The following is a 10,543-nucleotide window of genomic DNA, read 5'->3' as shown; positions in this document are numbered from 1 at the left end:
TTGCGCGTGCACGACCAGTGCTACCGCCGCGCCCACTTTGACGCGGGCCAGTTCGTGGAATCGTGGGATGACGAAGGCGCGCGCTCCGGCCTGTGCCTGTACAAAATGGGCTGCAAAGGCCCTACCACCTACAATGCCTGTCCCTCCACCCGCTGGAACAACGGCGTTTCCTTTCCCATCCAGTCCGGGCATGGCTGCATCGGCTGCTCGGAGCAGAACTTCTGGGACCAGCAATCGTTCTACGACCGCATCACCACCATCCCGCACATGGGAATCAACTCCACGGCTGAAAGCGTGGGGGTTGCGGCGGTGGCGGGCGTGGCCGCCGGTGTCGCCATTCACGGCGCGGCCAGTATGGTGCGCCATGCCTGCGACAAGAAGAAAGCCCCGGAAGTTAACGACGACACCAGCAAGAGCTAAGGAACGCACCCATGTCCTATGAATATTCGACGCAAGGATATACTGTTGTTGACGCGGGCCGCCGCCTCGTTGTGGACCCCGTAACCCGCATTGAAGGCCATCTGCGCTGCGAAGTGAATATCAACGACGACAACGTGATCACCAATGCCGTTTCCTGCGGCACCATTTTTCGCGGCATAGAAATCATCCTCAAGGGGCGCGACCCCCGCGACGCCTGGGCTTTTACCGAGCGCATCTGCGGCGTCTGCACGGGTACGCACGCCCTGGCCTCGGTGCATGCGGTGGAAAACGCCCTTGGCATTGATATTCCCGACAATGCCAACATCATCCGCAACCTCATGCAGCTCTGCCTTATGTACCACGACCATCTCGTGCACCTGTACCACCTTACGGGGCTGGACTGGGTGGACGTGGTCTCGGCCTCCACGGCCGACCCCAAGGCAACGTCCGAACTGGCGCAAAAGCTGTCTCCCTGGCCCAATTCTTCGCCGGGCTACTTCAAGTCGGTCAAGGACAAGCTGCTCAAGCTCATCAATTCCAACCAGCTTGGCATCTTTACCAACGGCTACTGGGGACACCCCGCCTACAAGCTCTCGCCCGAAGCCAACCTTATGGTGGTCGCCCACTATATCGAGGCTCTGGATTTCCAGAAAGACGTGGTACACATCCACACCATCTTCGGCGGCAAAAACCCTCACCCCAACTGGCTGGTGGGCGGCGTTCCCTGCTCCCTGAACATTGACGGCGTGGGCGCGGCCGACGTCATCAATCAGGAACGCCTGGACTTCGTGCTTCAGGTTATCGAGCGCTGCCGCACCTTCGCCCAGCAGGTGGTCATCCCCGACACACTGGCCCTGGCCGGATTTTACGGGGACTGGCTCAATATCGGCGGCGGCCTGTCCAAGCTTTCGGTACTGGCCTACGGCGGCATTCCCGACATTGCCAACGATTACACCGAAAAAAGCCTGCTCATGCCTCCGGGGGCCATTATCAACGGCAACTTCAACGAAGTGCTGCCCGTAAGCCTGACCAATCCCGAAGAAATCCAGGAAACCGTCAACCATTCCTGGTACAAGCCCTACCCCGCCGGAAAAACCGGTCTGCACCCCTGGGAAGGCGTCACCGAGCCGCATTACAATCCCGGTCCCAACATCAAGGGTACGCCCACGGACCTCAAGCAGGTGGATGAACGGGACCGCTATTCCTGGCTCAAGACGCCGCTGTGGCGCGGTCACCAGATGGAAGTCGGCCCCCTGGCCCGCATGCTCATCGGCTACACCCGTAAAAATGACGACATCAAGGACCTTGTGGACGACTTTTTGGGCCGCGCGGGCGGTGTGCCAGTTACGGTGCTGCAATCCACCCTGGGCCGCATAGCCGCACGTTCTCTGGAATTGGCCTGGTCGGCGGAAAAAATGCGCTATTTTTACGACCGCCTTATCGCCAACCTCAAAAACGGCGTGCGCGCCACAGCCAATACCGCCAAGTGGAGCCCCGAAACCTGGCCCACAAGCGAACTGCGGGGCGTGGGCTTTACCGAAGCCCCGCGCGGCGCTCTCGGACACTGGGTTAAAATCAGGGACAGAAAAATCGAAAGCTATCAGTGCGTGGTTCCCACAACATGGAACGGCGCGCCTCGCAGCCCCGACGGCCAGTTGAGCGCCTATGAGGCGTCGCTGATGAATACCCACATGGCTATACCCGAACAGCCGCTGGAAATTCTGCGCACCCTGCACAGCTTTGACCCCTGCCTTGCCTGCTCGACCCACATCATTGGTCCCGACGGCAAGGATCTGCTCACAGTGCGCATGGACAGGGGCATGTAGCTCCGGCCCCGCTGACGCCCGGCGCACACACGCCCCAAGCGTAGGAGAACGATATGAGCGATACAAGACAAAGCACGTCCGAAGTCCCCGTGGGCAAAAGCATCTATGTGTACCAGCTGCCCATACGCATCTGGCACTGGGTCATGGTGGTCTGTGTGTGCGTGCTCATCGTTACCGGGTACATCATAGGAAAACCCTGGCTTTCCGTGGCCGGAACCTCTGCCTATGACACCTTTTATATGGGCTACACCCGCATGGCGCATTTCATTGCGGGCTTTATTCTCATCATCTCCACAATACTGCGCTATCTCTACGGCATTATCGGCAACCGCTACTCGCGCGAGCTGATCATCCTGCCTGTCTGGAGCAAAGCCTGGTGGAACGACCTGTGGCACGACATCCGCTGGTATCTCTTTCTGGACAAAGAGCCGCGCGCCCACGTGGGGCATAATCCCCTGGCCCAGGCAGGCATGGCCGTGGGCATGGTCTTCATGCTCGTTATCATGCTTACCGGTCTTGGCATGTATGCCGAAGCCAGCAGCCTGGCCTTCTTCAAGCCGTTCCGTTTCGTGCTGGACTTCGCCTACTGGATAGGCGGCAACGGCCAGGAACTGCGCAGCCTGCACAGGCTGGGCATGCTTCTTCTGGTCACCTTTGTAACCGTGCATATCTACATGGTCATCCGTGAAGAGATCATGGGCAAGACCACCCTGGTTTCCACCATGTTCAGCGGCTACAGAGAGCGGCGCAAAACCTAGGGCATTTTGCCGTTGAGAGTAACTTCTCCACGTGTCACGGCGCTCGCTGCAGCGCTTGACACGCAGGCACAGTGCGATTGATTCATGGCCGCGTGACCTGGCAGAGCAGCCTGGCCGCGCGGCCGCCGGAGCAGTCTCAAGGCAAACCGCTCTGGAACCTGCTCAGGAGCAACAACAGGGCGGCTTCACTCCAGTGGAGCCGTCTTTTGCTTGCAGGCACGGCCTGCATAGAAAAACAGGATGTCTCATGGAAGCGGTAATTATCATCGGTCTCGGCAATATTCTTTACGGCGACGAAGGTTACGGCGTCAGACTGGCGCAAAACCTCTATGCCCGCTGGGATTTTCCCGACTACGTGGAAGTGGTGGACGGCGGCACTCAGGGACAAACCCTGCTGACCTACGTGGAGCGCGCGGACAGGCTGCTTGTGCTGGATGCAGTGGATTTTGGCCTTGAACCGGGGGAGATGGTGCTGCGAGAGCAGATGCCCGCCTATCTTACCGCACAAAAAATCGGCCCCCACCAGAACAGCTTTTCCGAAGTTCTTGGCCTTGCCACGCTGCGCGGCAATATGCCGGAGCATTGCGCACTGATCGGCGTACAGCCTGCCGCCATGACTCTTGGTGCGGCTCTTTCCCCGGCCGTGGCCCAATGCCTTGGCAAAGGCGAAGACATGGCCCTTGAGGTGCTGCGCCAGTGGGGCGTAACGCCTGAGCGGCGTGAAGAACCCCGCCACTTGTCGGCCTCTGCTCTGGATGCCCTGCTGCTGGCGGAAAGTCCCGTTCTTTAGAGCAGATTAACTTTGAAAATGTATATTTTCAAAGTTTAAAACACGCTCGCTTCGGCGTTTAACCGCGCAAATAAATTGCGCTTACGCCTTCGCGGCGGGCGCCTGCTCGCGCAGTCGCCAGAGCAATTTCAAAGTGAAACTGCTCTAGCGCATTTTTGCATTGAGAGTATCCATTCCCACTGCTTCCAGGACGCTCGCTCCGGCGCTTAACCGCGCACCCAAATTGCGCTTGCAGGCCCTTTCCGGCGAGCCACAGCGTGATCCAATCAGGCTCACAGCGTATCCAGATGAAAGACATATGACAAAAGCGGCCCGGTCTTTGAAAACCGGGCCGCTTTTGCGCCGTATGGCGGCAAAGCTTTACATGGGGCGCTCAGCCAGTCCCGCATTCCGCTCAATGAGCGATACGGCACGGGCAATACGGCGGCCCTCGGTGGATTCTCTGGACAGTTCGCGCTCAAGCGAGGTGATGCCCTTGATAACGGTGGAATGGCGGCGGTTGAATTTTTCTCCGATTTCTTCCAGGGTCATCTCCGTATGCTTGCGGGCCAGATAGAAAGCGGTATTGCGTCCGACCACACATTCCTTGCGACGTGAGCGCGAAGCCAGCTGACGTTCGTTAAGCCCGTAGCTTTCGCAGACAAGGCGCAGGATGGTGGAAAAATCAGGCCCACAGGCCACGTCCGCGTACTGGCTCAGAACTTCCATTGCCAGATCGACGTTGAGACCGCAGTTCAGCAGGCGCGCCTTGAAGATAAGGCTGTTGAGGCAGGATTCCATCTGGCGCACGTCGCCCGTCAGGCGGCTGGCAAGCAGCTCGCAAACAGTGTCGGGCAAAAGCACCTGAAATGTTCTGGCCTTGCGCCCCAGGATATCACAGCGCATGTCCTTGGTGGGACGGCCCATGTCGGTCAGAATGCCGGAACAGAAATGCGACACAAGCTGGCTGTCCACCTTCTGCAGTTCGCGCGGTGAAAAAGAAGAGGTAAAGATGGCGCGCCCGCCCTTGGCCTGAAGGCTTTTAACCACTGCCAGGGCCATATCCTGCATTTTTTCCTTACCCTGAAAAAAATGCACGTCTTCCATCAGAAGCACATCCAGCTCGCGAAAGCGGGCCTTAAAGCCTTCAATATCCTGCGCCCGCAGGGCCATGACAAAGCGCGAGGCAAATTCTTCGGCCGTAAGGTATCCCACGCGGGCATTGGTGCCTTCATCGCTGATGGCGCGTCCCACGGCCTGAGCCAGATGCGTCTTGCCCAGCCCGGAACTGGAGTTTACAAAAAGGGTACGCACGCAGCCACAGCTGCGGCTCACATCCTGCGCGGCGGCAACAGCCATATTGTTGGTGGGGCCTACCACAAAATCGGCAAAGGAATATCGCCAATTTTGTGTATCGCGGTACACGGCCACAGGCGCAAGCGGCAGTGATGCCTGGCGCGGCGCCCTGGACGGAGCGATAAAAGACGCAGCGGCAGATGGAGCTGAAGCCGGAGCTTCAGTTCCCACGACAGGATTGTTTTTCATACCAACCTGTTTTTCCTCATGAATCTCTGCATCTGCACTTTGCCCCGCTGCCTCGATACGCACATCGACCTGCTCCGGCTCAAGGCCAAGAACAGGTGCGGCAGCCTCACGCAGTGAGGCAAGCATCATGCTTTCCAGCCTGCCGGCCACATAGGCATTGGGCGCCACAAGGTGAAGCCCCCCCTCATGAACACTGGCGTGCAAGGGAGCAATCCAGACTTTGAAAAGCCCGGATTTAAGCATTTTTTTGAGATTTTCAGAAATTTCAGCCCATTTTTCTCGCATGCAGCCTTGTAGCCCAAAATCCGGGCGACGGGCAATTGATGAATAAAGGCTGTTTGGGGCGGTAGCGGCTTTTGCTTTCCCCAATTGCTATTCTTGTTAATTGCTACAAATATTTTATTTTTTTCTATTTGACAGCCTCCGTGGCCCCCCTGAAAAGCCTTAGCCCGTAAGGGACAGAATAATAGGATATGGTATATGAACAAAACAGCAACATTTTATCAACAAATATAAAATGATTTTACTCCGTTTTTCTCATATATTCTCCATTTTTCATTCATGCTTGCCAAAAGTTCCGAACTGTAAGGCCCCACTGATTGTCAAGAGGGGAAAAAAGATTTTTTCTCTTTTTTATCTCTTGCGGCAAACACGGGGCAGCATGAGCCAAAGCGGCGGTCTGACACGCGCGCGGAAGGCCTCTTTATGCATCCGGGCGGTCGGTCCACTGGTCTTGCGTGGGCCAGGCTTGCCCGCACTTCACCGGCCCTGCTGCCGCCTGGGAGCAAGCCTGGGGCCTGTGGAAAACTGCGACAAATCTGAAAAAAACATAAAACGACCGCAGTCCGGCCTGCCTCCCTGACAGCCCGGCTGCACAGCCCCACAGGCGCACCTTGCCAACAGCAAAGAGCCTTCCGGAAATCTCCGGAAGGCTCTTTGATCTGTGCGCTTCAAGCAGCGCCGTTTTGGCCGTGGCTCTCACCACCCGCAGGGGCGGCTTCAGCTCTCGCAATTTACCGGCATGCAGCAAGATGTCCGATCCCGCGGCGGGCACAGCACTTGGGAGCAGATGTCTTTAGAGCATTTAACACTTGAAATGCTTGCTTACGGCAGGCAAAAGCCTGCCTGCTCGCATTTCGTGGCAAGGATTTTCAGGAAAATCCTTGCAGAGCAGTTGACTCGTTTCATTCGTAAACTGCTCTAAACAGATGACGAACTGCCGGCTGCATACTCGGTCAAACGACAGAGCAGGCGTTTACCCTTTGAAAAGCCATATCCTCAATACGAATCGCTGAGAGCAATGGCTACAGCATCACGCTGGCGGCTGCGTGAGCAGTCGCCCGCCGCAAAGATGCAAGCGCAGCTTCAGCCGTTACGACAAAGGAAGTTACGGATGCTTCAGAAATCGTAACGCAGGAAAATACGCTTGCAGGCAGCATGTGTAACGATCCGCCTGTTTCCATACAATCGCTGTCGCCATTCGTAAGGCTCGCAGGCTCGCCAACGACTGCCGCGAAGACAGCAGAACTGTTTACTTGCGCGGTTAAGCATCGAAGCGATGCGTGGCTTAAACTTTGAGAATGTACATTCTCAAAGTTAATCTGCTCTAGAAGCCGTAACGCAGGCCGATCATAAATTCATTGTTATAGGGACGGTTGCCCACTTCGTACTTGACGCCGCCCACAGTGGAGCTGACTTCGTTATAGCCGAGGCCCACAAAGCGGTAAGAAGCGTCAAGGGTGAAGCTTTCGTTAATGTCGTAAGATACACCGGCGCCCAGATTCCAGGCAAAGTTGGTGAAGCGGTCGTCAGCTTCAAACTTGTTGCCGGCGTTATCCTTGAGGGTGTAGCCGGTGTAGTTGAAAGCCAGACCAAGCCCACCGCCCACGTAGGGGGTAAAGGCGCTATCGTTGCGGAAGTCCCAGAACAGGTTGGCGAACAGGGTGGAGTTGTTCCAGACGCCCTTGACGCTACTCAGGTTCGAACCGCCGTCGCTCCAGCTTTTTTCGCTGTTGCCGCGCAGGGCGAATTCGATTTCCGCGCGCAGGGGCAGCATCTGCTGGGGCCAGAAGTCATAGCCCAGGGCCAGAGCGCCGCCAAGGGTAAACTGGTTGTAATTATCCACCCCGCTACCGGCCAGACCACTGGAACGCTCCATCTGTCCGGTGCTCTGGATGCTCATAAGGAATTTGGGGGCCAGGTACATGCCGGTGCCTTCGGCAGCGGCCAGCCCGGGAAGGGCAAGTGAAAGGGCAAGCGCCACAGCGACTATAAAACGTTTCATGACAGTCCTCCTAGTACTTTCCCTCATTTTTTTACGAGGGCAGCCTTAAATCTGGTTTATTAGCTAGAAAATGTCAATAATTTTTCTATAAAACCTCTCAATGAGGCGCGCGTATCAAGGCTTTGCGCCCTGCCGCACATCTTCGGGCGCTCAAATTTTGCAGACGAATACAGGGAAAAAACGTGACGACTGCCGAAGAAAAAGCATGTTAAAAAAGCATGTTAAAAAATGCAGACAAAAGATTCGGCAGGCGGGAGCGTTGCGCAAGCCTGTGCAGGAACAACGCGCCGCATTGCCGTGGGGCGTGAGACATCGGGATTGCGAACATTGAACTTGAAACTGCTCTGAGCAAGGAGGCGGGCAGGCTTGTTCTACGGCCTTGCGTCCGGAATTGCGCGGACAGCCTTTTCAGGGCAAGGGCAGTAGATGCGCGACACGACGGCCGCCGTGCCTGCCGCAGCTTGCAGGGAATATCTGCCTTCAAAAGCAGCCTGCCCTGAAGGAGACCGAACTATTTTTTAACCATTAGCCAGGTCTGAATGGGCAAACGTTTTTCCGTCCAGTGCGCCTTATACCCCATGCGTGGCCCCGTAACCGGCCCCATGTCGTAACGCGCGGCCTGCTCTTCACACAGCCAGGCAATCTGTTCGAGCTGTAGCAGGTTGCCTATGCCGGCGTCTTTCCAGTGCCGGTCGTAACTGAACTGCTGCCCCCGGTATATGCCGCCAGCCATGCCGCCAAAAATAAAGCCCACATCGCTGTTTTCATGCCGGGCAAACATGACGCGCGCGGCCCGCGCAGGAGCCAGACGTCGCAGCATGGCCGCATAAAAGGCACGGGCAGGCTCTTCGGTCATGCCGCACTGCCCCTGCCCTTTCCAGCTTTCCGCTTCCACGGCCAGCATACGCTCAAACACGGCCAGCGCCTCGGCCTCTGAAGCCGGAACATGCCGCTCATACATTATGCCCCGCTCATCGGCACGCCTGCTGCCCTTGGCCAGCTTGGCCCTGTGGTTGGCTGACCTGCGGGACAAGAAGCCATCCAGGCCTCCCTGCAGAGAAGCCGCGCACTGCACGGTTTCCGAATGCATAAAAAAATCAAAGCTGCGGCCAAAGGTCTGAAGGAGGCGGCGGGGCGTTACGCTGCCCGGCTGCAAACCGCTGATGACAATGCGGGGAAAATACGGATGATACAGCGCGGCCAGATCGCTCATGGCGTGGGCCAGCAGATCCACGGCATGAGGCCCCAGCAGGGGAGAACTGAAAAACCACAGCGTATCTATGGGAGTCAGCAGGACCGACTCTGCGGAAAAAACCTGTTCCGCCAGCACAACCACGCTGTTCATGACCCGTCCGGGATCATGCCACATCATGAGCTGGCGTTCCGGGGCAAAGACCTCATGAAAGGAAAGCTGCCAGGCCGGCAGGCAGCAGAAAGGGTCTGCCTGCCCCGAATACAAGGCGGCCCGCTGCCAGCCCTCATGGCCTTCAAGATCTTGAAACGCAAGTTTTTCTATTTGCCGTGAATCAGGCGTTCGCAAGGCTGCCCCCGCCTACTTCACTTCTGTCGGACACTGGTCGCCGCGGCTGGCATAAAAAAACCAGCCTGCGCCCGGATCCTGCGTGCGTTCAAAGCAAAAACCGCCAGCGGCGCGCCACAGAACTGCAGGTGCGGAGGTGGCAAAGGCCGCGCTCACGGCAGCCGCCTGCGGGTCCTGCCCGGCCAGAACCCTGATGGTCTGGGCAACTCCTTCGAAGTAGCGGCCAGAAGACGGCAGCATGTTGGTCACGACAGCGCGCTCCACCACGCCGTCGTTATCCAGAAAAAACGTGGCGGTCACGCCTTCCTCCAGAGTGCATATCTTTATCTGCCCCTGATCCTGCACAGTCACCGAGCCGGCGGGGAACGCGCTCATCCATTCAGCTTTGAAGTCCTTCCACGCCGGGCCGCCGTCGTCCGCCCCAACGGGAAGCGCCAAAAACACAAAAAAAATGCAGAGCAAAAGTTTTTTCATGACAAAAACTCCTTGCAACAGATTCGTATTTTTCTGATCGGACAACGCGCCGGTAGCCTGCGCCGGAAAGCCCGAGCCGTAGAGCAATTTCAAAGTGAAATTGCTCTGGCGGCTGCGTGAGCAGTCGCCCGCCGCAAAGATGCAAGCGCAGCTTCAGCCGTTACGACAAAGGAAGTTACGGATGAAGACAGCAGAGCTATTTACTTGCGCGGTTAAGCAGCGAAGCGAGCGTGTCTTAAACTTTGAGAATGTACATTCTCAAAGTTAATCTGCTCTAGAACACGAGCCGGGCATCCCGTGCCGCCTGTCCCGCGCGTCGTCCCATGCATCAGTATCCTGCGGCACATGCCCTGTGCCGGGCAGCCTGTGCAGATATTCCGCCACGCATGGCCCGGCCGGCATCCGGTACCGCCTGTCCTATACTAGGTGAGCACGCCGCTAATGAAAAGACCTCTTTTACAATACATTTTATATGGCTGGCGCGTCATGTCCGGGGCATGCACAATCCCGCCTGCAGCGCCTCTTGTTTTTCAGCCCGTTTTGGCCGAAACTGCGGTTACGCTGCCAGACGCGACCTCGCGGCAAATGCAGCGCATCCCACCGCAAGGAGAAATCCGCCCGCATGTCCAAGCCCCATCATCCCCCGGTCTGTTTTCCCATTACCCTTACACGCATCAACCATCTGGGCAGATATGAGGTGGACGACCTGCTCCTGCGCGAAGAAGCGTATAATCTCATCTGCAATGGAAAAACCGTGGCCTGTCTGCACTGCATGCCCGACAAGCTTGAAGAGCTGGCCGTGGGCAGACTTTTCACCCTGGGCCTGCTGCAGGACGCCCGGCAGATACGGTCCCTTGGCATCTTGCCCCCTGCGTCGTCGCGCCCCCAGGCTGCCACCGACGCCAAAGGAACGGCGGTCAAGACGCG

Annotated in this window: 9 protein-coding genes and 1 pseudogene; 6 read left to right on the top strand and 4 right to left on the bottom strand. The window is 57.3% G+C overall.

Annotated features, from left to right (window positions below):
• From V6C16_RS04130 to hybD, 4 genes and pseudogenes are all read left to right on the top strand, one after another.
• A pseudogene (locus V6C16_RS04130) lies at nt 1-420 on the top strand ([Ni/Fe] hydrogenase small subunit); the annotation flags it as partial.
• Nucleotides 421-431: 11 nt separating this feature from the next.
• Nucleotides 432-2,246, top strand: a complete 1,815-nt coding sequence (locus V6C16_RS04125; protein ID WP_333535573.1) for a nickel-dependent hydrogenase large subunit — start codon at nt 432-434, stop codon at nt 2,244-2,246.
• Between the two features lie 53 nt (nt 2,247-2,299).
• Nucleotides 2,300-3,004 carry a Ni/Fe-hydrogenase, b-type cytochrome subunit gene (cybH, locus tag V6C16_RS04120; protein WP_333535572.1) on the top strand — a complete coding sequence of 235 codons (705 nt, stop codon included), beginning with the start codon at nt 2,300-2,302 and terminating at the stop codon, nt 3,002-3,004.
• Nucleotides 3,005-3,251: 247 nt separating this feature from the next.
• The gene (hybD, locus tag V6C16_RS04115; RefSeq protein WP_333535571.1) at nt 3,252-3,794 is read left to right on the top strand and encodes a HyaD/HybD family hydrogenase maturation endopeptidase; all 543 of its coding nucleotides are present in this window, start codon (nt 3,252-3,254) and stop codon (nt 3,792-3,794) included.
• Between the two features lie 360 nt (nt 3,795-4,154).
• Here hybD and V6C16_RS04110 read toward each other — a convergent pair whose 3' ends face one another.
• Nucleotides 4,155-5,603: a DnaA ATPase domain-containing protein gene (locus V6C16_RS04110; RefSeq protein WP_333535570.1), complete on the bottom strand. Its 1,449-nt coding sequence runs from the start codon at nt 5,601-5,603 to the stop codon at nt 4,155-4,157.
• A gap of 658 nt (nt 5,604-6,261) precedes the next feature.
• Here V6C16_RS04110 and V6C16_RS04105 point away from each other — a divergent pair.
• The gene (locus V6C16_RS04105; RefSeq protein ID WP_333535569.1) at nt 6,262-6,522 is read left to right on the top strand and encodes a hypothetical protein; all 261 of its coding nucleotides are present in this window, start codon (nt 6,262-6,264) and stop codon (nt 6,520-6,522) included.
• Nucleotides 6,523-6,924: 402 nt separating this feature from the next.
• Here the strand turns inward: V6C16_RS04105 and V6C16_RS04100 are convergent, their stop codons facing one another.
• The 3 genes from V6C16_RS04100 to V6C16_RS04090 all read right to left on the bottom strand — a co-directional run bounded on the left by V6C16_RS04100 (nt 6,925) and on the right by V6C16_RS04090 (nt 9,616).
• A complete protein-coding gene (locus V6C16_RS04100) occupies nt 6,925-7,602 on the bottom strand; it encodes an outer membrane protein (protein WP_333535568.1) in 678 nt (225 codons plus the stop codon).
• Nucleotides 7,603-8,113: 511 nt separating this feature from the next.
• Complete coding sequence (locus tag V6C16_RS04095) at nt 8,114-9,142, bottom strand: GNAT family N-acetyltransferase (RefSeq protein WP_333535567.1); 1,029 nt, start codon at nt 9,140-9,142, stop codon at nt 8,114-8,116.
• 12 nt (nt 9,143-9,154) lie between these two features.
• On the bottom strand, nt 9,155-9,616 hold the full coding sequence (locus V6C16_RS04090; protein ID WP_333535566.1) for a hypothetical protein: 462 nt from the start codon (nt 9,614-9,616) through the stop codon (nt 9,155-9,157).
• A gap of 622 nt (nt 9,617-10,238) precedes the next feature.
• Between V6C16_RS04090 and V6C16_RS04085 the strand changes: the two genes are divergently transcribed.
• On the top strand, nt 10,239-10,543 hold a 305-nt coding region (locus tag V6C16_RS04085; RefSeq protein ID WP_333542793.1), incomplete at its 3' end, for a formate dehydrogenase accessory sulfurtransferase FdhD.

This window comes from Desulfovibrio sp. 1188_IL3213, assembly GCF_036763145.1.
Classification (GTDB): domain Bacteria; phylum Desulfobacterota; class Desulfovibrionia; order Desulfovibrionales; family Desulfovibrionaceae; genus Desulfovibrio.
This window is presented reverse-complemented; position numbering and strand designations above follow the sequence as displayed.